Here is a 22,913-nt window from a genome sequence, read left to right on the forward strand (position 1 = left end):
CTCCATTTGCCGTCCAAATGGGATAGTAAGAGAGAATGATATATTCAAGAACAAAAACTCCCAAAAGAAGAATAAGAAAGTAAGTAATTTTCATTCTTGAAAAGTAGTAAATCTGAGATAATATGGATAAAAGAAGTAGTGCAACGCCAATGTAGAAGAGGATATTAACAATGTGTAAGGATGTATCAGTTAGTAAATGAATTATACCTAAAATAATTACTGGTATAATTGGTAAAAGTCCTCCAACTATGCTACAAGTCATGAAGGCAATAAGCACTTTCTTTGATACAGTGTTTAGGATTGATTCTTTATAAATGTATTTTTTATACAAAAGAGGGAAGAGAGAAGCGAAGGAGACTATAAAAGGTAAGAAATAAAGTAATAGATTAGGTATACTTGCGTTTCGGTAATTGTAAAGTAGTCCGAACTCTAAAAGGAAATACCATGCAAACCAATTAGTAATTGCTACCTTTTTTGTAAGCTCTAAGATTGGTTTATTTTCATCCATTTTTTTCTCCTATTTTCATTTATCAAGATATTCCAAAAACAAAATTTTCTCAACGCCTTTAGAGGGTATAAAGCCCCTTAATATGTCTTCTACCCTCTAAACCTCTATACGATTATAACACCAACGCTACTATTCTATAGCCGCTTTTTTAGCATTAGCCGTAAGTTTCTTATTATACTTCTGGCTCATTCCAAGAAGGGACTATTACATGAGGATTATTAACAAGGTTCCAGGCAGCATTCGAAGCACAAGACATTTCATAAATAGTTTTGGTTAAATCACTTGCAAGTTCTGAATTTTTCTTAAAAAACTCTTCTGCTGCACTCATAATACCCAAACCGTATTTTATATAATCCAAAGCAGTTATTACCCCAATGGGAGTAGTAATAAAAAGAAGAATATCTACAAACTGTGCAAAATCATTAAGCTTATGTAAGTTATCTGCTCTTCTAACTGCATCCCAATAGGCTGTTGTGTTGCTATCTACTACTGCTTTTGCCCATTTTTTTCCATTAACTATGTCAATATAGGCATGTCCTGTGATTGTTCTTGATAGAGAGCCCCAATAATATTCTTTTATTACAAACGAAGCATCCTGATACTCTGTTATATCGTAAGATAAGTGAACAGAAGAATCTGAAAATGTCCAATGATTTACAACAGTTGCCGCTTTTACATTTGGTAATTTATACGAATGTTGACTTGGAAAAATCGTAGTAAGTAACGAAACTAATATTATTGTGACTATTAATTTTTTATGAGCAAACATTTTTTACATCCTCCCGTAAATTTTTACTTTTATGTAATTAACATAAACTTCCTTATTTTCACATTTCATACTTTCAAACAACTTACCAAAATTTCAATTTCTCATTTGTTAGATCCTAAAAACTCTTTCATCAACTTTTTAAACTCCGGCTATCAACTTCTCTTTTTAATACTTACCGCATATCATTTTACTCTCATATTACACCATCTCCTTTCTACTACATTATACTCTCTCTCTCTCTCTTGTCAATACCTTTTAAGGAGAATTTTTAGTTTCTTCTTCCTGTCATTCTGACGAGCAAACGAAGTGAGCGAGGAAGAATCTCAAATTCGAGGGGATGGCGTTTATCCTCTCGATACTCCCAAAAAAGATGAGATCCTTCGTCGCTATCGCTCCGCTTGACTTCGTCAAGGAGAAGAGCGCAGGATGACAGAGAGAGGAGGAGTCTTGAGAGGGATACGTTTTCCCCTCAAATATTAGATCCAACGCTTACGCTCAGGATGACTGTTGGTCGTCATTCTGACGAGGCGCTGTTTGCCGAGGAAGAATCTCAGCCGTTCATGTCTTCAGGGGGAGTCTTGAGGGGATGGTGTTTACCCTCTCAAATTAAAGATCCTTCGTCGCTACCGCTCCGCTTGACTTCGTCAAGGAGAAGAGCGAAGGATGACTGCATGCGGTGTTTTGCTTTAAAATGCATTTTTGCTATAAGTAAAAATCCAAAATCATTTTCCTCATATATTAGATAGTCAAACTTCCAAAAAAGTTCCATAAGTTTAAAGAAATTTTTAGACTTTGTTTATATAAATTTCTTTTACATGCTTTAATGACGCATAAAGCAGACGAAAAATTTTTTCTTTTGTGTATAATTTGATATGAAAAATTTGTTTGCGCCTTGGCGAAAAACTTACATTCAAAATGCAAAAAAGCAAGATAGAGAGTGCTTCATTTGTGTTGCTGCAAACGGCAACGATGATGTGAAAAACCTCGTTGTTTTAAGAGGAGAGCATGCATTTGTAATTCTTAATAGGTATCCTTATAATGCAGGTCATGTGATGGTTTGTCCTAAAAGACATATAAAGTTCCCCTATGAACTTACAGAAGATGAACAAAAAGAAATAATGTTTTTCTTAGGAAAAATGGTCCAAATTTTAGATTCCATTTATAAACCACAAGGGTTTAACATAGGGGTAAATATCGGAAATGCTGCTGGCGCTGGTGAGGAGCATCTACATTTTCATATAGTTCCTCGTTGGTTTGGTGATACAAACTTCATGAGTGTTGTTGGAGAAACTCGTGTAATCCCAGAAACAATCGAAGATACCTACAGGAAAATTAAAGAAGCACTCAATAGATAACTTAATATCCCTATTGTTGTTAGTTAAAGCACATAGAATTTCTTCTGAGGAGATATTTTTGTCAATAAAAAAGTCTATAGGTATTAAAAAGCAAATTTTGTCAAGGCTTTTCGCAGCACTTGGTTATTTGGGTAAAATATGTTAAACTAAAGAATTCAAGAAGGTGAGAAAATGAGAATTAAAACTTTAGGTGGTGCATTAAATTTAGCAAAAAGCGTAATAAAAAAATATTTTGGAGAGACTGTAGTTGAAACTGAAAATGTAGAAAAAAACGCAAGTATTATTGAAACTAAGTATTCCAAGTTTCTTTTATTTTTTGTTGAGGATGTTGACAAAACTTTTAGAAGCACATTTCCAGAAATCGCAAAGCAGATTCTCTGGGATGAGGGCGTGAAAATTGGCAAAAAGGCAGTTATTGAATTTGTTAATAGGCCTAACCCCAACCACAAAAAACTTTCAATTTTGATTGCGTTGGGCACAAAAGACCTTTATCAGATATCGCCTTATTCTCTTATCAATTTCTGTGAATTAACGCGTCTTGAAGTGGAAAGTCAAGGAGTATACTATTTCTTCCCTACGATTTTTTTAAAGAAAATAAAGGGTGATATTTCTCCAAAAGAAACAAAAACAAAAGATAAACTCTACCTCATTTCACAGATTAATGCCCTTGATGATTATGATTTGGAAGATATTGAGCGCACAGCCTCTTTTAAAGATTTTGATGTTGATGTTTTTGGAGAAATCATGAGGAGTTTTAGGAATATAGAAGAAAGATTAGAAAATATCGAAAAGTTAATGAGGAAGATGTCCAATGGCAGAAAAAATAACTAAGGCAATAATTATTACTATATTCATTATCTTTACTGTAATCATCTCTTTTGGGCATGTATATACAGTAGAAGATACGGGAAGTGGTTTAAGTTATCAAATACTTACTTTTAAAGAAGTTCCTGTATCTTCTGTAATAGAGCGTGCGCAACTTTCTTTAAGAAGTGAAGATGTAGTGGAGCCAAGTTTAGACACAACCCTCGACTCTGGGACGATTAAAATTATTCGTTCTCGCCCCATAGAGGTTACACTTGACAAAACAACAAAAAATTATTACACAACAAAACTCTATGTGGGAGATTTTTTAAAAGAAATTGGAATAACTCTTAACGAAAAAGACTACATAAATATACCTGAGTATGCTGAATTAGACACGAATAAAATTGTTATTAAGCGTTATGTGGAAAAAACAAAACTTGTAAAAGAGAAAATGCCTTATGAAACTATTTACGTAAAAGACTCTATGGTTGCAAAAGGTGTTACGTATTTAAAGCAAAATGGTGTGTCTGGCATAAAAACAAACTATTACAAGGAAATCTATTTTGGAGGAGATAAAATAAAAGAGGTTTTTGAAAAATCGGTAATTACAAAAATGCCTATTAAAAAAATCTACGTTGTAGGGAGTGCAAAACCTCCTAAAGAGTATGTAAAGGCAATGACGGTTGTAGCAACCGCATACTCGCCTACAGTTTGGGAGACTGATTCCAATCCTTGGATTACTGCTTCTGGCTTGAGAAGTCGGTATGGTATCGTAGCCGTTGACCCATCTGTAATCCCTTTAGGCACACTTCTTTATGTAGAAAATTACGGTTATGCAGTTGCAGGAGATACAGGGGGAGCAATTAAAGGTAATAAAATAGATGTTTTCTTCTATAATCCATACGAGGCAAAGAAATGGGGAGTAAGAAGAGTAAAAATTTACATTTTGAATGGTAAATGGAAATTTCCCAGCAACTTAAAATATTAATCGAAAAATACGGTTTTAATGTTAAAAAGAACTTAGGGCAAAATTTTCTTGTTGCATCTTCTGCAATTAACTTTATTGCAAATGCAGTTTGTTCAGGTCCTAAGGAAAACTATATTGAAGTAGGTCCTGGGTTTGCTTTCCTTACAAAGGAAGTTGCAAAAAAGGCAAACTTTGTGTTTGCTATAGAGAAAGATAAAAGTTTTTTAGAGTTTTATAAGGATTTATCCCTCCCAAATGTGCAGTTTATCATTGATGATGCATTAAATGTCAATTACGATGAGTTTAATGTTCAAGAACTCTTCGGAAATATTCCTTACTACATTTCTTCAGACCTCATCATAAAGATTGCAAAAAGTAAAATTGTAAGAGCGGTATTACTTCTACAAGATGAGTTTGCTCAAAGAATTATCGCAAAACCTAACACAAAAGAATACAGTTCAATCACAGTTTTAACACACTTTTTCTTTCAAACTACTTTTATTAAAAGGTTTCCTCCGAGTTTCTTTTTTCCCAGACCTAATGTTTACTCAACTCTTGTTGAATTAAGAAGAATAAGAGAATACGATTCAAACTTAGAAGATTTTCTTGTTTTTATCCATAGAGCTTTCTTTTCTAAAAGAAAAAAGTTGCTGTCTAACTTGAAGAAGTTTTATAAGGGTGATTTTTCATCTATTTTTAGTGAATTAGATATCAATGTCCTTGCAAGACCTGAAGATATAACTGAGGAAACTTATTTTAAAATATACGAAAATATGATAAAATTTTGTGAGTAAATTAAACATAGGAGGTTAAGATGGCTTACAAAGTTTTAGAAGGTCTTTACTACTCAAAAAATGACGAATGGGTTAAGGTAGAAGGTGATGTTGCAACAGTTGGCATCACTGATTACGCACAAGACAAGTTGGGCGATGTTGTTTATGTTGAAGAGGCCGCTCTTAATAAAAAGGTGAAAGTGGAAGACTCTGTTATTACAGTTGAATCTGTTAAAGCAGCATCAGATATCTATGCGCCTGTTTCAGGTGAGATTATTGAAGTTAATAAAAGCGTTGTTTCGGACCCATCTATTCTTAACAAGGACCCATTTGGTGAAGGATGGCTCTTTAAGATGAAGATGGAAAATAAAGACGAGCTAAACAACCTCATGAGCGCAAAGGATTACGAAGAATACAGAAAGGAATAGTATGAGGTATATCCCAAATACTGATAAACAATTTGAGGATATGCTAAGAGAAATTGGCGTATCCTCCTTTGAGGAACTTATCCAAGACATTCCTTCCGATTTGAGGTTAAAAGATAACCTTAACATCAAAGGCTCTCTTTCTGAGTTAGAACTTTTTGAATACTTTAAGCAGATTGAAGCAAAAAATAAGGATGTATCAAAATTTAAACCGTTATTGGGTTGCGGAAGTTATAAACATTACGTGCCACAGGTTATTAAAACAATTCTTTCAAGGGAAGAATTTTATACTGCCTATACTCCTTACCAACCAGAACTTTCTCAAGGCACACTTCAGACGATGTTTGAAGTTCAAACTCATTTTTCAAGACTTACGGGTTTTGATGCTGTTGTGCCATCAATCTATGATGGTGCATCTGCAACTGCTGAAGCTACTCTTATGGCATTGAGACTTACGCATAAGAATAAAATCCTTATTTCATCACTTCTACATCCTGAGTATATAGACACAATCAAAACTTATACCGAACCACACAAACCTGAAGTTAAAATCATTACAAATAAAGATTATTTAATTGATTTAGATCAGTTGGATAAAATGTTAGATGATGAAACTGCAGTTGTTATCGTGCAAAATCCCAACTTTTTTGGTGGTATAGAAGATCTTAAGAGTGTTGCAGATTTAACTCACAAGCATAACGCACTTTTACTTGGTGTTGTTACCGAAAGCCTTAGTCTTGCAGTCTTTAAGCAACCAAAAACAGTTGGAGTAGATATTCTTTCAGGTGAAGCACAATCTTTTGGTATTGATCTTAATTTTGGAGGTCCTTACAACGGTTTTATTGCAACTAACATGACTTTTGTAAGGCAACTTCCAGGGCGAATTGTAGGGCAAACTGTTGATAGAAATGGCAAAAGATGTTTTGTTATGACTCTTAGAGCAAGAGAACAAGATATTAAAAGAGAAAAAGCTACCTCAAACCTTTGCACAAGCCACAATCTAAATCTTTACGCTGTTAATGCCTACATCTCTCTATTTGGGAAAACTGGTTTGTTTAAACTTGCAGAATACAATATAAAAGCGTCCCACTACCTTAGAGATGGACTCATAAAGACAGGTAAATTCAATGGAAAGAATTATCCTTTCTTTAATGAATTCGTTTTGGATACTACACTTAACGAAGAAACAATAAAAGAACGGCTTCTATCGATTAATGTTCTTCCACCTCTTAAACTATCAAACTACTTTGACGGGATGGTTAATTCCTATCTATTTGCTGTAACAGAGGTATTTAGTAAGGAAGACCTTAATAAAATTATTGATGTCCTTGGAAGGTGAGCATATGAAACTCATATACGAAAAAAGCGTTGAAGGAAGAATTGGTTATTCTCTTTCAAAGGATGAGTTTGAAGGGAGTATTTCCGATTTTATTCCAGATTATGCCTTAGATACTAAACCAAAAGAACTACCAGAGGTTTCAGAAGTAGATGTTGTAAGGCACTTTACAAAACTCTCTAAGTTAAACTATGGCGTTGATGATGGCTTTTATCCTCTTGGTTCTTGCACAATGAAATACAATCCAAAAGTTAACGAAGTAATTGCAAGTTTTGATAACTTTGTAAACGCTCACCCATTATCTCCCCTTGAATTTATTCAGGGTAGTCTTGAGGTTATGTATGAACTGGAAGAGTCTCTTAAAGAGATAACAGGTATGGATAGGTTTACTTTGCTTCCTTCTGCAGGTGCCCATGGTGAACTTGTCGGCACCCTTATCATGAGAAAGTATTTTTTAGATACAGGCAAACCAAGGCACAAGATGTTAATTCCAGATTCAGCACACGGAACAAACCCAGCATCTTCTGCTATGGCAGGTTTTCAAGTAGTAGAAGTAAAATCAAACGAATTTGGTAATGTAGACCTAAACGACCTTGCCCAAAAGATGGACGAAGATACCGCAGGCTTGATGCTTACAAATCCAAATACGGCAGGCTTATTTGAAAGAGATATTAAGAAGATTGCCGAAGTTATCCACAACAAGGGTGGTTTACTCTACTACGATGGAGCAAATTTGAATGCGCTTTTAGGGATTGTGCGTCCAGCGGAAGCTGGTTTTGATATAGTGCATTTGAATTTGCATAAGACTTTTTCAACACCGCACGGTTCAGGTGGTCCTGGAGTAGGTGCAGTTGGAGTTAAAAAACACCTTGTTGATTTTTTACCCTACCCACTTGTATGTAAATGCAAAGATTATTTTGGTTTTGAAAGACCTATAAAAACAATCGGTAAGGTTAGAGCTTTCTTTGGTAATTTTGCCGTGCTTGTAAAAGCCTATGCCTGGATACTTACCATGGGGGCAGAGGGTTTAAAAGAAGTTTCAAAAGCATCAATTATTAATGCAAACTATATCCTCAAAAAATTAAAAAAGTATTACAGGCCTGCCTACGATAGGTTCTGTATGCATGAATGTGTCCTTACAGGAAGAGATTATAAAGAATATGGAGTAAAAACACTTGATATAGCAAAAAGGCTTATGGACTACGGTTTTCATCCACCTACAATCTATTTCCCGCACTTTGAACCTTATGCAGAAGAAACCATTATGGTTGAACCAACCGAATCTGAAAGTAAAGAGACACTCGATGTCTTTATTGAGGCAATGATAAAAATTTCAGAGGAAGCAAAAACTTCAAGTGAATTATTAAAAGAAGCACCGCATAATACATACATAAGTAGGCCCGATGAAGTAAAAGCAACCAAGGAGCCTAACTTAACATACAAGGAATAAAATGGATATCTATAACTTTGAAGGTTTAATAAAGAAGGCACTCAGAGAGTGCCTTCAAATTTTGGAAGTAAGTGAAAGTGTAAAAGTTTTACTTACAAAGGAAAGCTTTGGTGATTTTACCATTAACATTGCTTTTAAACTTGCAAAAGTTTTTAAAAAGTCACCAAAACTCGTTGCAGATGACATTATAAATTGCATAAAACTAGACCTTATTGAGAGTATCTCAAATGTTAATGGTTATATAAACATTAAGGTAAGTAGTAAGTTTTATTTAGAATTCGTTAAGAGCCTACTTGAAAAGAAAGAAAACTATTTTATCTTAGATAATAATGGTAAAAGTATCCAGGTAGAATTTGTCTCTGCAAATCCAACAGGACCACTCCATGTGGGAAATGGACGTGGTGGAATCATAGGAGACACAATTGCAAGGGTGTTAGAGACAAGGGGATACCATGTAGAAAGAGAATACTATGTGAATGATGCTGGCAGTAAAATGGACCTTTTTGCTGAATCAGTTCTCTATTTTTACCTAAAGAGATTTGGTATTGAGAAAAGTTTAAGCGAGGAGGCCTATAAAGGTGAATACATTAAAGATATTGCAGATAAAATTTACGATGTTTTTAAAGATAAGTTTTTAAACTACGATCATGATTTGGCAATTGAAGCCTTTAAAAATATCGGTGTTTTTTTACTTTTTGGCAAAGTGAAAGAAGAGACAGAAGATATTGAAATATTAAAACAATCCGCACCTTTTAAGATAGAAAGTATCTTAAAAACACTTGAGAGGTTTGGGGTTTCTTTTGATAACATATTTTTTGAATCTTCCCTTTATGAGGGAGTTGATGTTGAAGTTGATTCCACGTTAAAACTCAATGAAAAACTCGCAAAAGTCTTTTTAAACCTTTTTAATAGAGGTTATATTTACAAAAAAGATGGTGCATACTATTTTAAGGCTACACTGTTCAATGACGATAAGGATAGAGTATTGGTGCGTTCAACAGGTGAGCCTACCTATACACTTACGGATATTGCCTACCACATAGATAAGTTCAATAGAGGCTATTCAAAGGCGATAGATGTTTGGGGACAAGACCACTTTGGGCATGTTGCTACAATGAAAGCACTTTTAAAGGCTTCTAATATTGATCCTGATTTTCTTGATGTTGTTCTCTATCAGGTAGTTCACCTTTTTGAAGATGGTGTTGAGGTGATGATGTCTAAACATACAGGAAAATTTTATACTCTATCGGAACTCATAAATGAAGTTAAGAAAGATGCAGCCCGTTTCTTTTTCCTCACAAAGAGTGGAGATACACACTTAAACTTTGATATTAACCTTGCAAAGAAACAATCTGTTGAAAATCCTGTGTATTATCTCCAATATACTTACGCAAGACTCCATAACATCATTGAAGAAGCAAAAAGAAGGGGCACAGTTTTTGAGGATATTGAAAATGTTTTTACTAATTTATCTTTTAATGAAGTTGAAAGAGGGATCCTAAACAAAATATTTTATCTTAACTCAATTCTTGATGATATTAGTGTTGACTATTCAATACACAGAATCTCCAATTACGCACTTGATCTTGCAGAAGATATCAACCACTTTTACCAAAACTACCCTGTTTTAAAAGAGGAAGACAAATTGAAGCAAACAAAACGTTATCTTATCGTGCAGGTTTCAGTTGTTGCACTTTCTTTCATCTTTGATCTAATGGGTATAGAGAAAAAGGAAAGAATGTAAATGAAAGTTCTTGCAATTGTTATTACGTTCAATAGAGCTGACTTACTGAAAAAAAGTCTTGAAAGTTTAAAAAGTAGTTTTTTTGTCCCTGATATCCTTGTTGTGGATAATGGTTCCACAGATTCAACCGAAGATTTTATTAAAAACAACCATAAGGATATTTTTTATTTAAAACTTGAGGAAAATCTTGGCCCTGCAGGAGGAGCAGAAGCAGGACAGAGGTTTGCACTTCAAGAAGGGTATGAAGCTATTTGGATGCTCGATGATGATAGTATTGTCTCAAAAGAAGCACTTTCAACACTATTAGAATACTATGAAAGACTAAAATCAAAAAATAAAAAGATTTTTTTAAGTTCTGTTGCATATACTGACCTTGATTTTAAAAAGCCTATGTATAATTTTCTTAAATACAATCCAAATACAGGGCTTACTTCAAAAATAAAAGATGCCTTGTTTAATGAAGAATACTTTGAATACGATATTGCTCCAATGAACGGGCTTTTTATTCCAAAAGAAGTTTTACAAGATGTTGGCACTTTTAATGGGAAATTGTGGGGTTGGTATGATGATACGGAATTTGTTTTAAGGTGTAGGAGTAAGGGTTATAGAGGATTTGCAATTACCAAAAGTAAAATTTACCACCCTGTTGAATTTAGAAAACACGTTAAAATTTTTGGAAGGACGTTTAATATTCTTTCAGGACGTCCTTTTAGGATGTATCTTGGCACAAGAAATAACGTATACATTCAAAAAAAGTTTTTAAAGACTTTAAACTTTTATTTTGTATTTTTACCTGTGTTTTTCTTTAAAAGATTAATTTCGATTTTGTTATTTTACGATAATAGAGGAGTTTTTCTTAAAAATTTTTTAAATGGAGTAGTTGATGGTATAAAAGGAAATTTGGAGGTGAACAATGTTTAAAAAGACATTGGTTATGGTTATTTTGGTTGTTTTTGTAATCGCAGTGATTTTGGGGCTTTACAAGATACTTAACCCTAAAAATAAGGAGATTCTTGCGCAAGGTAATTATATAGAGGCAACCTTCCTTGCAGAGGCAATATTGCCTGAAACTGCAGAAATGGTCCACATTGGCGATACAATTTATGATTCTCAAGGTAAAAAGTGTTTTACTGTAACTGATGTAAAAGTTGTTCCAAGCGAAGCAAAATATGTTTACTATGATCAGAATCGCCTCTATGTGGAAAATACCTCAAAACTAAAAGATGTTTATATAGTTGCAAAATCAGTTGATAAAAAATTCGCCTGGGCATACTCTTATGGAAAAGACCTCATTATGGCAGGGGCACACCTTGCTCTTTACGGGAATAACTGGAAATTCTGGGTGACTGTTGTTACTGTAAAAGAAGTTAAGTAATATGGATAAGATAAATTCTTACCTAAGAAGGATATTTTTATTTGTTTTTGCATTCTACCCTTGGGTAAATTATATGTTAAAAAAAGTCCCAAAGTTAGGAAGTGTATGGGATGATCTGTTAATTTTTACTTTTTTCTTTTTTTCCATTCTTCTTGGTTATAGACGTTTAAAAGAACTGTTAAATCTACCAACTGTTTTATTTAGCATACTTTTTGCAACTGTTGCGATCTTTAGTTTTGTTTTTAATAACTACCTTTTTCTTGCATTTCAGCACCAGTTAAGGCTGTTTTTAGAGCCTTTTATTGTGTTCATTGGTATATATCTTATTCATCCTACAAAAAGTGAAGTAGAATTTTACTTAAAAGCATTGGTGATTTCAACAGCATTTTTAGGTTTTCATGGCATTTACCAATACATAGTAAAAGTGCCAACTCCTGCAATGTGGGTAGATAAAGAACTTGAGAGAAGCAGTATCTACACAAGGGCGTTTTCTGTTGTTAATAGTCCCAATGTGCTTGCAGGATACCTTGAAATTGGTTTGCCGGTAGCTGTCTATTTAATCTTGGAGAAGAAAAACAATCTTAAAAAAGCATTCTATAGCGTCCTTACTTTGGGGATTGTTTTTGGGTTGTTTCTTACATTTTCAAGAGGTGGTTGGATTGGTGGCTTTTCGTCTCTTTTTTTAGCTTTTGTAGTAGTTTCGCCAATTGTAGGTATTGGGCTTATCTTACTTTTGGGGATTATTTTGTCCTCTGTGCCTCTATTGAGGTTAAGAGTGCTTTCTCTTATTGATCCAAGTTATATTCAAAAAAGCCTTGAGGCAGGTGGAAGGCTTTTTAGATGGAAATACGGAGTTAGCAATGGTTTTGAACACCCACTTTTTGGAACAGGGCTTGGCACTTTTGGTGGATCTGCAGCACAAAAATATGGTTATTTTTCTTATACCTCAATGGATAGCGTTTACATTAACGTCTTTGCAGAAACAGGCTTTTTGGGTATTGTTTCTTTTCTTTTTTGGGTGTTTTATGGTTTTGTAAATTATTTTGTTAAATTCCTTAATAGAAAAAAGTTTATTTACCTATTTTTAGGTGCTTCTCTTTTTGCAATTTTAGTGCATATGTTTGTTGAAAATCTTTTCAACGTATGGGGTTTAACATCAAATTTTTGGATTATCTCTGCCTTATCCGAGGTGATTGATGAGTAAAGATATACTTTTTATTTCATCGAATAGGTTTGATAGTTTTCCATCAAGAAAAACAAGATTTTCAAAATTTCTATCTCACTCTGGTTTTAGAGTGGTGTATGTAGAATCTCCCCATACATACCTTGCGTATCTTAAAAAGTCAAAGTTTGCAAATCCTGGTAGTTTGGAAAAGTTAAACGATAATTTTTATGTGTTAAGGAGTTTTCCTATTTTGCCCTTTTTTAAAAAATACAGACCTTTAAATGCAGTAGACCAAAAAATATTTTATAAGCATATTAATACTGCCCTTGAAAAGATTTCTTTTAAGCCTGCTGCTGTATTTAACTATATGCCGTTTTTTCCAGATATACTGAGTAATTTTAAAAGCTTAATAATTTACGATTGCGTTGACGACCATGCAAACTTCCCAGGCCTTATTAACCCTGATTACGTTAACGAGTTAGAAAAGAAAACTGTTGCACTTTCAGATGCTGTGATTGTAACAGGAAGTAAAGCACTTAAAGAGAAAATTGTTAAGTTTGGAAAAATCCCCTACGTGATACCAAATGGTGTTGATTACAAGTTGTTTTCCTCATGGCTTGAGAATGCCATAAGTTTAAAAATAAAAAAGCAAATTGTTTATGTAGGTGCACTATCGGAGTGGTTTGATTTAGAACTTTTAGAATTTTTAGCACAAAACTTAAAAGAATACGAATTTTTACTGATTGGTTTTGGTCCACTTTCTTTAAATAAACTCCTTAAAGAAAATAGCAACATAAAGTTTTTAGGAAAACTTTCTCAAAAAGCATTTGCACCAATCCTTTGGGAATCGGCTGCTTCCATCATTCCTTTTAAAGTAAACGACCTTACAAAGAAGGTTGACCCTCTAAAAGCCTACGAATACCTTGCTTCTGGGGTTCCTGTTGTCTCTACCCCTATTGGAAATATAGAAAACCCATACATTTATGTGGGAAGCACAAAAGAAGATTTCATGGAAAAACTAAAAATTGCAATAGAGGAGGATTCTTTAGAAAAAAGAATCAAAAGAACCGAATTTGCAAAACAATTTTCTTGGGAAAATAGATTTAACCAGTTGAGCGAAATTTTAGGAAAACTTCTAAATAATCATGGATAAAAAAAGAATACTTAGAAAGCAGACAATTAAAGAAGCAGCAATTATATCCTCTGTTATTGCCTTCTTAAGCAAAATCGTTGGTTATGTAAGGGATATGCTTACTGCAAAATACTTTGGCACATCCCCTCAGATGGACGCTTTTGAAGTTGCATTAATCATCCCTAATATGCTCCTTGGGCTGTTTGCAACTGGTGCACAGACAATTATCATAAGGCTTTACGGAGAAAAAAAGGAAGAAAAAAAAGAAAAAATCCTTGTAAACCAGATATTCTTCATTTATAGTATTGTTTTAATGTTATTAACGCTTCTTTTGATTCTCTTTAGTCCATTTTTTGTAAAGATAGTTGCTTCAGGTTTTACTTCCTTAAGGTTATCTTACGCATCTAACTTTGTGAAAGTCCTTGCGATTTTTGGGTATTTGAATGTCATGGCAGGTTTCCTTACGGGTGTTTTTCAAGCAGAAAAGCAATTTTTGTATCCTGCATTAACAGGCCTCATTGCAAATATTGTTATACCTATTACCATTGTTTTACTTACACCTTCAATTGGCATATACAGTAGAGTTTTAGGGCAGGACTTCTTTGGTTTTGTTTACTTTCTCATGCTTTTTTCTTTTCTGTTCTTTAGGTGGAAGTTCTTTAGAATATACAATTTAAACAACATTGAGTGGCCCTTAATAAAAGAGTTTACAAATCTTATGCTACCTGCAGTAGTTGTTTCAGGGTTAAGCGTTCTTTACCAGATCATCGATAAAACTGTTGCATCTTATCTTCCATATGGAGCGATTGCTTCGCTTTCTTATGCACAAACTGTGTTTCTTATTCCTTACTCTCTTATTACTCTTTCAATTAATGCTGCTGTATACCCAACACTTTCACAACATGCAATATCAAACAATAGTAAAAGTTACATGCACCTATTTAAAAAAGCATTTTTTGTCTTGGTTTTTGTAAATATACCCTTTACAGTTTTCTTTGTTGTGTGGGCACCTGCGATTGTAAGGGTAATTTTTCAAAGAGGGGCTTTTAATGAACAATCTGCACTTTTAACTCAAGCAAATGTTTCCATGTATTCGTTGGGTCTTTTGGGGATTTCACTTGCAGATTTATTTAGAAGGGCTTTTTTCTCTTTTAAGGATACAAAAACACCCATGCGTATTAGTTTGGTTAGTGTTTTTTTGAATTTGGTCCTTGATATAGTCTTTGCAAAGTTCATGGGAGCTCCCGGTATTGCTCTTGCAACAACACTGGTAACTTATGTGAGTTTAGTTCAGTACATACTCTACGGGAAAGGTAAAAACTATTTCGAAAGGCATTTTATTAATTACCTTGCTAAAGAGACAGGTAAAGGCCTATTATCTGGTTTAGTTATTGGTATCTTAGCGTATTTTATGAACTTTTTTATACCCTTAAAAGAGCATGCCTTAAAAGTATTTTTTATTAGTATTGGTTTTGGTGCAATTCTTTTTATAATCTATGTAGTAATTGGCTTACTTTTAAAAGGCGAGATGTTTAAAATTGCTTTTAATTATACTCTCAACTTTTTATCGAATGTAAAAGACTCTTTAGGAGGAAAAAATGAAAATTGCAATTGGAAGTGACCATGCGGGTTTTAGATTAAAAGAAATAGTTAAAAATTTTTTACTTACAGAAGGTTTTGAAGTAGAAGATGTTGGCACATTTACAGAAGAAAGTGTAGATTACCCAGATTACGCATTTAAAGTGGCAAGTTTAGTGAGTAGTGGGGAATATCCATTTGGTATTCTTATCTGTGGCACAGGTATCGGGATGAGTATCTCTGCAAACAAGGTAAAAGGCATTAGAGCTGCACTCTGTAATGACTTATTTACCGCCCGTTTTTCAAGAGAACATAACGATGCAAACATCCTCTGTATGGGTGGAAGGGTTGTAGGTGAAGAAGTTGCAAAAGAAATTGTAAAAACTTTTTTAAGTTCAACATTCCAAGGTGGAAGGCACAAAAGAAGGGTTGATAAAATTTCCGATTATGAAAGTTCGACACATTGCAATTGATGGAGTTGCTTCTTCTGGCAAGACAACTATTGGGAAAATCCTTGCAAAAAAATTAAATTACGAATTTATTGACTCTGGTTTGTTCTATAGATTTGCAACCTACAGGGTTATTGAATTAAATAAGGCCCCTTTACTTAGTATATCAAAACTCAGTAAAGATAAGTATAAAGAAGCTCTTAATGGAATTAGTATAGATTTTAAAGATGGCAAACTCCTTGTAGATGGATCTTATTTTCCGCTTGATTTACTAAGACAACAATCAGTTGATGCACTTGTGTCCCCTGTTTCAGAAGATGGTTTTGTTAGAGAAAGTATAACAAACATACTTAGAAACATAGCGTCCAACAAAAATGTGGTTATGGTGGGGCGTGATATAGGAAGTGTAGTTTTAAAGGATGCTTTTTTAAAAATATTTCTTACGGCAACATTAGAGGAAAGAGCCTCAAGAAGGTTTAAAGAACTTTTAGCAAACGGTGTTGAGACTACTTTTTCAAAAGTTTATGAGAATTTAAAATTGAGGGATATGATTGATTCAGGTAGGTCTATTGCGCCGCTAATAGTTCCAAAAGATGCGTATGTAATAGATACAACGAATAAAACCGTAGAAGAAGTAATAGAACTAATTCTGACATTTATAAAGAGTAAAGAGTATGCTTTACAACATTCTAAAAATAATATCTAAGATTTATTTTAAAATCTTCTATAACTTAAAGGTTTTTGGGTATGAGAATCTAAATATTTCTACAAACTTTATTATTTCTCCTAATCATACACATTGGCTTGATATACCTCTTATAGGGGCTATACTTCCAAAGAAGATGTATTCCTTTGCAAAAAAAGAGCTTTTTGACAATAAACTCACCTCTTTAATTTTAGAATCACTTGGAGGGCTTCCTGTAGATAGGGGTGCCGTGAGTAAAACTTCTATAGAAAATGCAATTGAAGCACTAAAAAAGGGACCTCTTCTTCTATTTCCAGAAGGCACTCGTTCAAGAACAGGAGAACTTCTAAAAGGGAAGAGAGGAGCAATATACATTGCAACAGTTGCAAAGGTGCCAATTGTTCCTGTAGGTATTGTGGGCCTTGGAAGAAAATTCATCCATGTAAAAAGGACAAGACTTGCAGTTTATATAGGCAAACCATTTTACCCATACGAAGTATTTGATCCAAACGAAAAAGATTACTATGAAAAAGCAACAAACTATCTTATGGAGCAAATTAAAGAATGCATAGAAGAGTTAGAGCACCTACCATAATTTTAGGCACAACTGGTTTTTGCTCGGGAGTTGAGAGCGCCGTTTCAAAGGTAGAAAACCTTACAAAAGCCTACAGAAATGTTTATACACTTGATGCTATACTTCATAACGAGACTGAGATGGAGAGGTTGAGGTCTCTTGGAGTAAAAGAAGTAAGAGAAAACGATTCAAATGAAATCATTGTCCTTCCTGCGCATGGGGCAACAGAAAGCGAAATAAACGCTTTAGAGAAAAGATTTAAGAAGATTGTTGATGTAACTTGCCCTTTTGTTTTAAGAACTGAAAACCTTATTAGGATGTTAAAAGAAAGCGGATACAAAATTGTCATAGTAGGAGAAAAGCACCACCGTGAGACAAGGGTTTTGAGTAGTATAGCAGAAGATAAATTGCTTTTGGTTGCATCAAGCATGGAAGAATTAGAAACTTTTGAAAACGAAGTTTTTCCTAAAGTTGCTCTTCTCTCTCAATCCACAATTTCAAAAGACCTTGTTATGAAAGTTTCTGAATTTTTTTTAAGACACTCTTTTGAATTCAGATTTTTTGATACGATTTGTCCAGAAACGGTAAAGAGGCAAAACGAGGCATACGATATTGCAAAAAGGGTTGATTGTGTTATTGTTGTAGGTGGGAAAAATTCCTCAAATACACGCAGGCTTGTTGAAATTGCTTCAAGCGTTAACAAAAACACTTATTTTTTAGAAGATGCTTTAGAATTAAATTTTAATGAATTAGCAAAGTGCAGTTCTATTGGCATTCTTTCTGGGACCTCAACCCCTCCTTACATTATTAAAGAAATAATAGATAAATTAAATAACTTGTCGTTGCCATAATTGTCCCTCTATTATTTCACATTTTGTCATTTTTAACACATTCGCTTTGCTCAGTGTAAACTCCGTAAAGAATCTCATCCTTTTATGTTTTTTCATTACTTAGGGGAGTCTTGAGGGGGTTGCGTTTACCCCCTCAAAATTAAGATCCTTCGTTTCACTCAGGATGACCTGGTAGGCGTCATTCTGACGAGGCATTTTTTGCCGAGGAAGAATCTCCTCTGTTTGCCCCTTTTTGTCCTTCTGCCCTCTCTTGGTCATTCTGAGGGCGTAAGCCCGAAGAATCTCCTCTGTTTGTGTTTTTATTACTCAAAGGAGCCTTGGGGGTGTCTCCCTCAAATTTAAGATCCTTCGTCGCTATCGCTCCTCAGGATGACAAAGAAGAAGCGCTCAGGATGACTACAATAGGTGTCATCATATATAACATCCTGAGGCAAAGCCCTGCAGGGTCATTCTGACGAGGCGTCTTTTTGCCGAGGAAGAATCTCCTCTGTTTGCCCCTTTTTGTCCTTCTGTCCTCTCTTGGTCATTCTGAGGGCGTAAGCCCGAAGAATCTCCTCTGTTTGTGTTTTTATTACTCAAAGGAGCCTTTGGGGTATCTCCCTCTTAATAAATTAAACTTCTCAATTTATTACCTTGACAGGATTTTTAATTTTGATATAAACAAAAATAATGTGTAATTTTGTCTTGCCCAATTTAGAGGACGCTACGTAAGGAGGCTTTACAAAAGTCTCTTAAAGGAAAGGAGGAATGTATGGATTTAAAGAAGGCGTTTGTTGGAGTTTTGTTGGTCATTAGTCTAACTTTTTCTCTTCTTCCGAAAGTTACTCCTATTTCAGCACAAGAATCTAAAATTTCAATCTCATTTACCAAAGAACAACTTTCTTCTTCCAATTATCTTAATGTTATTGTTGAACTTCAAGATGAGCCTGTTATTCCTTATCAATTGAAAAAAGAAGGTGAAGCTTCACTACTCTCAATAAAGATTAGTGAGGGTTCAGGGAGTTATGAAAAAATACTTACCGAGAAACAACTCTCTCTTTATGCTGAGATCAAAAAAATTGCTCCAGATGCTAAAATTGGATATCGTTACCAATTTACTTACAACGGCTTTGCGCTAAAGGTTAGAGGCAGTGATATTGAAAAAATTTCTAAATTAAAAGGTGTAAAAAAGATTTTTCCTTCCAAAACCTACCAGATTTCTGATGATGTGAGTAATTCTGTAATTGGTGCAAATAGCATGTGGCAGATGAAAGATGCAAAAGGGAATCTAGTAGATGGCTCAGGTATGGTTATTGCTATTATCGATACTGGCGTTGATTATAAACATCCAGATCTTGGTGGAGGGTTTGGCCCGAATTACAAGGTAATTGGTGGATACGATTTTGGGGATAAAGATACAGATCCAATGGATATTGAAGGCCATGGGACTCATGTTGCAGGTATTGCTGCAGCAGATGGTAAGGTGAAAGGTGTTGCCCCAAAAGCAAAGATACTTGCTTACAAAATTGTTTCAGGTGAAAGTGGTAATGCCTCAACAGAGAATATCATTGCAGCTATTGAAAGGGCGGTAAAGGATGGCGCTAGTGCTGCAAATTTATCTTTTGGTTCAGGAAGTCTTGGCACATCAGACCCTGAAGACCCTGAAAACAAAGCGTTTGACAATGCAGCAGATGCAGGAGTTCTTTCTTCAGTCTCTGCAGGAAACAGCGGAGCAAGGTGCCAAACAAAGCCATACCCTCTTGGAAGCCCATCTGCTGCAAGAAAAGTAATCTCTGTTGCTGCTTCAGATGATGGGGTACATCCAGCAATAACTATTGCTAATCCAGAAGTTCCTGAATCACAAAAAACTATTTTGGGCAATTATGCTGACCTTTCTCCAAAGTTTCCAAAAGATACCGATTTTGAAGTTGTAGCCTGTGGTTATGGAAGACCATCGGACTTTGAAGGAATAGATGTAAAAGGAAAAATTGCACTTGTAAGCCGTGGACCAATTGGTCCAAATGCATTATACTTTAGAGACAAAGATCTCAATGCAAAAGAAGCAGGAGCTGTTGGTATCATTATCTACAATAATATGCCTGGAATTGTAAGTCCGACTTTTAAAGTATCTGAAGGTGATGAGAAAAAAGATTATATTCCTGCAATCTTCATAACTCAAAGTGAAGGATTATTACTCAAAGATCTCATTAACAAAGGACTAAAAATAAGGTTTAGTGAAGTTTCTAATCTTGGAGTTGTTGCAAATTTTACCTCAATGGGACCAGCTTCTGATTTTTATTTCAAGCCTGAACTTTCAGCACCTGGTGTTGCTATTTATTCTACAATTCCTAATGGTGAATATGCAAGTTGGCAAGGCACTTCAATGGCTGCCCCTCATGTAGCAGGAGCTATTGCCTTGTTTAAACAGATACATCCTGATTGGAAATCAGAAGATATAAAGGCAGCCTTTATGAATACTGCAACGATCCTTAAGAATTACCAAAATGGAGAAACGTTTACCTGGACTTTGCAAGGTGCAGGAAGAATTAATATACCTGAAGCAGTAACTACACCTGCAATTGTTCAACCCTATGATTTACTTACCAAAGTTAGCAACTTAAAGCCTTTTACCTTTACTATTAAAAACGTCTCCGATAAGAGTTTAACTTTTAATATTTCCTCAGAAATTACCTTAGGTGGAAGCGATGGTATTGAGGTAAAATTTAATAATAATAAACTTACAGTGGATAAAGGGCAGAGTAAGACGTTTACTGTAAATTTTGTTGTAGACGGAGGCAAACTTTCCCAAGGTCCTCACGAAGGAATTATTTGGATTGACTCAGGTGATAAAAAGCTACACGTGCCTTTTATTGTTTGGAATGGAGATGTTGAAGTGCCTGAAAAATTATACGATGTAAAGGCTTCTTCCAATGTGATTATGCCAGGCAATGCTCAAAATAACTCAATTGATTTTGAGTTTACATTAGGTTCGGGTTCATTAATTCCTCCTGCAGAACCTAATGAAAGACCAGAAAGCTCAAATATAATTGATGAAATTCAAATAAGAATTACTGATTTGAAAGATAACACTCTTGGAGTAGTTTATGCAAAATCCCTTCTATTTTTGGGTCACTATAAATTTAGTTGGGATGGAAGAGATATATATGGTAACTATTTCCTTGCAGAAGGGAAATATAAATGGGTAGTTGCTGCTGTTGAGTCTAATAACGACCAGCAAAATCCTGTGATTCAGGATGCGGCAAAGGTTGAGGGAGAGTTTGAGGTGAAGAATGCTCCTAAGACAAAAGTTTCAATTGTTGTTGCAAAAGATACCGTAACTCAGGAGGAAGTTTCAACAGTCTCTGTAAAACTTGATACCCCTGAAAAAGTTGTAGGTTTTAAAGGCATAGTATTCTTTAATGCAAATTTGTTGAAAGTTGAAAGTGTTTCATTAGGGGATATTGTGAAGCAGGAAAATTTGGATAAATTTTCTTATAAAATCGATAATTTAACCGGGGAAATATTTGTTGACATAGTAGCAAAGGAAGGATACAAGATAACTGGGAATGGTAATTTACTCAACTTCTCTATTAAAGGAAGAGTTTCAGGAACATCAACACTTGGCTTCAAGGAAAGCATGCTTGTTGGTGAGGATAAGAAAGATATTGCGAGCGTCTTCTTCCCATCGTATATTACTGTCAACAAGGCAGAGAACCCTTGGGATCTAAATAGAGATAAAAAAGTAGATTCAGAAGACCTAAAGGTTTTTAGTGCCGCATTCGGAACTGAACCAAAAGACCCTAATTATATTCCTCTTGCCGACTTTAACATGGATGGAATTATTGATGGAAAGGACCTTATTGTCATAGCCTCCCACTTCGGTGAGAGTTATCCTTAAAGAGAGTTGATGGCTATGATTATGATGGGTTTTTTAAAAGGAGGAAATATGAGGAAATTTATAAGTATTCTTTTAACATTTACTGTTATTGTTTCTATGATTTCTTCTTTATCGGTGGTTCCTTTAGCAAAGGGGGAGGAGCCACATCTTTATCAAATAGGTCTAATTGGTGTAATGCCAGATGATTATATTGGGTCATTTGCATTGCATACCGCAAACACTTACGAAAGTGATTTTAAGAGCGACTTATCTTTCCCAATGCAGGGAATGGTTATTACTCCTGATGGAGACATTGCAGTATGCGATACAAGTTACGGAAGGGTCCATATTTTAAGTAAAGATCTTCAGAATAAGTTAACTTTTGGTGAACTTGGTGTGGGTGATGGAAAGTTGCAGTATCCTACAGATATTGCTGTAGATACTGATGGTAACTTCTATATTGCAGACTTCTTTAATAACTACTGGGCAAAATTTGATAAGACAGGAAATTGGATTTTGAATGCAGGAACAGAAGGAGAAAGTGACGGACAGTTCAATGGTCCTTCGGGTATTGCAGTTGATAAAGAGGGTAATGTCTATATTTCTGACCAATTGAACCATAGAATTCAGGTATTTGATAAAAATGGGAATTTTAAATCTATTTTACAAACAGAAGTAAAAGATCCTGGTGGAATGTGTGTAGATAAAGATGGTAACTTGTTTGTTGTTGATATGAGAAGTTGCACTGTGTTTAAGATTGATAAAAGCGGGAAAACACTTTTGAAGTTTGGTGGAATGGGTTCAGGAGATGGGCAGTTTGTTTATCCTTTTGATGTATCCGTTGATAAAGAAGGTAACATTTACGTTATTGATAGAGGTCTTGGTAAAACAAAGCATGCATTTGTCCAAAAGTTTGATTCGGGAGGGAAGTTCCTTTCAAAAATAGGTGGCAATGCAACAAAAATACCTCAGCAAGATGGGACATTTCTTACCCCCGGAGGGTTTGCAGTAGACGGTGATGGCAATATTTTTGTAATTGATTCAGGTTATTTCTATAGTCCTGGGAATCCTTTTGGTTATCCTGTAGGAGTTAGATTAACCAAATTTGACTCTA

Annotated in this window: 21 protein-coding genes; 19 read left to right on the forward strand and 2 right to left on the reverse strand. The window is 34.7% G+C overall.

Features of this window, described 5'->3' with window-relative positions; genetic code table 11:
• Both K6343_03115 and K6343_03120 read right to left on the reverse strand, forming a co-directional pair.
• A partial coding sequence (locus tag K6343_03115; protein ID MEF3244958.1) for a hypothetical protein occupies positions 1–508 on the reverse strand: 508 nt, incomplete at its 3' end.
• Between the two features lie 172 nt (positions 509–680).
• Complete coding sequence (locus K6343_03120) at positions 681–1,277, reverse strand: hypothetical protein (GenBank protein MEF3244959.1); 597 nt, start codon at positions 1,275–1,277, stop codon at positions 681–683.
• Positions 1,278–2,149: 872 nt separating this feature from the next.
• On the opposite strand from K6343_03120, the gene K6343_03125 reads away from it, so the two are divergent.
• The 19 genes from K6343_03125 to K6343_03215 all read left to right on the forward strand — a co-directional run.
• On the forward strand, positions 2,150–2,632 hold the full coding sequence (locus tag K6343_03125) for an HIT domain-containing protein (protein ID MEF3244960.1): 483 nt from the start codon (positions 2,150–2,152) through the stop codon (positions 2,630–2,632).
• Positions 2,633–2,803: 171 nt separating this feature from the next.
• The gene (locus tag K6343_03130; GenBank protein ID MEF3244961.1) at positions 2,804–3,463 is read left to right on the forward strand and encodes a hypothetical protein; all 660 of its coding nucleotides are present in this window, start codon (positions 2,804–2,806) and stop codon (positions 3,461–3,463) included.
• Positions 3,444–4,427, forward strand: a complete 984-nt coding sequence (locus K6343_03135) for a ubiquitin-like domain-containing protein (protein MEF3244962.1) — start codon at positions 3,444–3,446, stop codon at positions 4,425–4,427. Before K6343_03130 ends, K6343_03135 begins: the two co-directional genes overlap by 20 nt.
• Positions 4,397–5,200, forward strand: a complete 804-nt coding sequence (gene rsmA, locus K6343_03140) for a 16S rRNA (adenine(1518)-N(6)/adenine(1519)-N(6))-dimethyltransferase RsmA (GenBank protein MEF3244963.1) — start codon at positions 4,397–4,399, stop codon at positions 5,198–5,200. The genes K6343_03135 and rsmA overlap by 31 nt, the downstream gene beginning before the upstream one ends.
• 20 nt (positions 5,201–5,220) lie before the next feature.
• Positions 5,221–5,607, forward strand: a complete 387-nt coding sequence (gcvH, locus tag K6343_03145; GenBank protein MEF3244964.1) for a glycine cleavage system protein GcvH — start codon at positions 5,221–5,223, stop codon at positions 5,605–5,607.
• Between the two features lies 1 nt (position 5,608).
• Positions 5,609–6,943, forward strand: a complete 1,335-nt coding sequence (gcvPA, locus tag K6343_03150; protein MEF3244965.1) for an aminomethyl-transferring glycine dehydrogenase subunit GcvPA — start codon at positions 5,609–5,611, stop codon at positions 6,941–6,943.
• 4 nt (positions 6,944–6,947) lie between these two features.
• Complete coding sequence (gcvPB, locus tag K6343_03155) at positions 6,948–8,390, forward strand: aminomethyl-transferring glycine dehydrogenase subunit GcvPB (protein ID MEF3244966.1); 1,443 nt, start codon at positions 6,948–6,950, stop codon at positions 8,388–8,390.
• Between the two features lies 1 nt (position 8,391).
• Entirely contained in the window at positions 8,392–10,134 is a 1,743-nt protein-coding gene (gene argS, locus K6343_03160; protein MEF3244967.1) for an arginine--tRNA ligase, read from the forward strand.
• Positions 10,135–11,055, forward strand: coding sequence for a glycosyltransferase (locus tag K6343_03165; GenBank protein ID MEF3244968.1), 921 nt, complete (start codon positions 10,135–10,137; stop codon positions 11,053–11,055). It begins immediately after the preceding gene.
• The gene (locus K6343_03170) at positions 11,048–11,509 is read left to right on the forward strand and encodes a DUF4330 domain-containing protein (GenBank protein ID MEF3244969.1); all 462 of its coding nucleotides are present in this window, start codon (positions 11,048–11,050) and stop codon (positions 11,507–11,509) included. Before K6343_03165 ends, K6343_03170 begins: the two co-directional genes overlap by 8 nt.
• 1 nt (position 11,510) lies before the next feature.
• Complete coding sequence (locus K6343_03175) at positions 11,511–12,713, forward strand: O-antigen ligase family protein (protein MEF3244970.1); 1,203 nt, start codon at positions 11,511–11,513, stop codon at positions 12,711–12,713.
• A complete protein-coding gene (locus K6343_03180; GenBank protein MEF3244971.1) occupies positions 12,706–13,827 on the forward strand; it encodes a glycosyltransferase in 1,122 nt (373 codons plus the stop codon). Before K6343_03175 ends, K6343_03180 begins: the two co-directional genes overlap by 8 nt.
• A complete protein-coding gene (murJ, locus tag K6343_03185) occupies positions 13,820–15,427 on the forward strand; it encodes a murein biosynthesis integral membrane protein MurJ (protein ID MEF3244972.1) in 1,608 nt (535 codons plus the stop codon). Before K6343_03180 ends, murJ begins: the two co-directional genes overlap by 8 nt.
• Complete coding sequence (rpiB, locus tag K6343_03190) at positions 15,405–15,857, forward strand: ribose 5-phosphate isomerase B (protein MEF3244973.1); 453 nt, start codon at positions 15,405–15,407, stop codon at positions 15,855–15,857. Before murJ ends, rpiB begins: the two co-directional genes overlap by 23 nt.
• Complete coding sequence (gene cmk / locus K6343_03195; protein MEF3244974.1) at positions 15,832–16,539, forward strand: (d)CMP kinase; 708 nt, start codon at positions 15,832–15,834, stop codon at positions 16,537–16,539. Before rpiB ends, cmk begins: the two co-directional genes overlap by 26 nt.
• Positions 16,508–17,113: a 1-acyl-sn-glycerol-3-phosphate acyltransferase gene (locus tag K6343_03200; protein ID MEF3244975.1), complete on the forward strand. Its 606-nt coding sequence runs from the start codon at positions 16,508–16,510 to the stop codon at positions 17,111–17,113. The genes cmk and K6343_03200 overlap by 32 nt, the downstream gene beginning before the upstream one ends.
• Complete coding sequence (gene ispH / locus K6343_03205) at positions 17,083–17,943, forward strand: 4-hydroxy-3-methylbut-2-enyl diphosphate reductase (GenBank protein MEF3244976.1); 861 nt, start codon at positions 17,083–17,085, stop codon at positions 17,941–17,943. Before K6343_03200 ends, ispH begins: the two co-directional genes overlap by 31 nt.
• A 751-nt stretch (positions 17,944–18,694) precedes the next feature.
• Complete coding sequence (locus K6343_03210; GenBank protein ID MEF3244977.1) at positions 18,695–21,820, forward strand: S8 family serine peptidase; 3,126 nt, start codon at positions 18,695–18,697, stop codon at positions 21,818–21,820.
• A 48-nt stretch (positions 21,821–21,868) separates the two neighbouring features.
• Positions 21,869–22,913: NHL repeat-containing protein (locus tag K6343_03215; GenBank protein ID MEF3244978.1), on the forward strand; the 1,045-nt coding region annotated here is incomplete at its 3' end.

The organism is Caldisericaceae bacterium (genome assembly GCA_036574215.1).
GTDB lineage: Bacteria > Caldisericota > Caldisericia > Caldisericales > Caldisericaceae > Caldisericum.

Coding starts and splice junctions, on each gene's coding strand:
- ispH (MEF3244976.1), top strand. CDS start 17,083: ATGCATAGAAGAGTTAGAGCACCTACCATAATTTTAGGCACAACTGGT.
- murJ (MEF3244972.1), top strand. CDS start 13,820: ATGGATAAAAAAAGAATACTTAGAAAGCAGACAATTAAAGAAGCAGCA.
- K6343_03180 (MEF3244971.1), top strand. CDS start 12,706: ATGAGTAAAGATATACTTTTTATTTCATCGAATAGGTTTGATAGTTTT.
- argS (MEF3244967.1), top strand. CDS start 8,392: ATGGATATCTATAACTTTGAAGGTTTAATAAAGAAGGCACTCAGAGAG.
- K6343_03200 (MEF3244975.1), top strand. CDS start 16,508: ATGCTTTACAACATTCTAAAAATAATATCTAAGATTTATTTTAAAATC.
- K6343_03125 (MEF3244960.1), top strand. CDS start 2,150: ATGAAAAATTTGTTTGCGCCTTGGCGAAAAACTTACATTCAAAATGCA.
- K6343_03120 (MEF3244959.1), bottom strand. CDS start 1,277: ATGTTTGCTCATAAAAAATTAATAGTCACAATAATATTAGTTTCGTTA.
- K6343_03135 (MEF3244962.1), top strand. CDS start 3,444: ATGGCAGAAAAAATAACTAAGGCAATAATTATTACTATATTCATTATC.
- K6343_03210 (MEF3244977.1), top strand. CDS start 18,695: ATGGATTTAAAGAAGGCGTTTGTTGGAGTTTTGTTGGTCATTAGTCTA.
- K6343_03175 (MEF3244970.1), top strand. CDS start 11,511: ATGGATAAGATAAATTCTTACCTAAGAAGGATATTTTTATTTGTTTTT.
- cmk (MEF3244974.1), top strand. CDS start 15,832: ATGAAAGTTCGACACATTGCAATTGATGGAGTTGCTTCTTCTGGCAAG.
- rsmA (MEF3244963.1), top strand. CDS start 4,397: ATGGAAATTTCCCAGCAACTTAAAATATTAATCGAAAAATACGGTTTT.
- rpiB (MEF3244973.1), top strand. CDS start 15,405: ATGAAAATTGCAATTGGAAGTGACCATGCGGGTTTTAGATTAAAAGAA.
- gcvPA (MEF3244965.1), top strand. CDS start 5,609: ATGAGGTATATCCCAAATACTGATAAACAATTTGAGGATATGCTAAGA.
- K6343_03170 (MEF3244969.1), top strand. CDS start 11,048: ATGTTTAAAAAGACATTGGTTATGGTTATTTTGGTTGTTTTTGTAATC.
- gcvH (MEF3244964.1), top strand. CDS start 5,221: ATGGCTTACAAAGTTTTAGAAGGTCTTTACTACTCAAAAAATGACGAA.
- K6343_03165 (MEF3244968.1), top strand. CDS start 10,135: ATGAAAGTTCTTGCAATTGTTATTACGTTCAATAGAGCTGACTTACTG.
- K6343_03130 (MEF3244961.1), top strand. CDS start 2,804: ATGAGAATTAAAACTTTAGGTGGTGCATTAAATTTAGCAAAAAGCGTA.
- gcvPB (MEF3244966.1), top strand. CDS start 6,948: ATGAAACTCATATACGAAAAAAGCGTTGAAGGAAGAATTGGTTATTCT.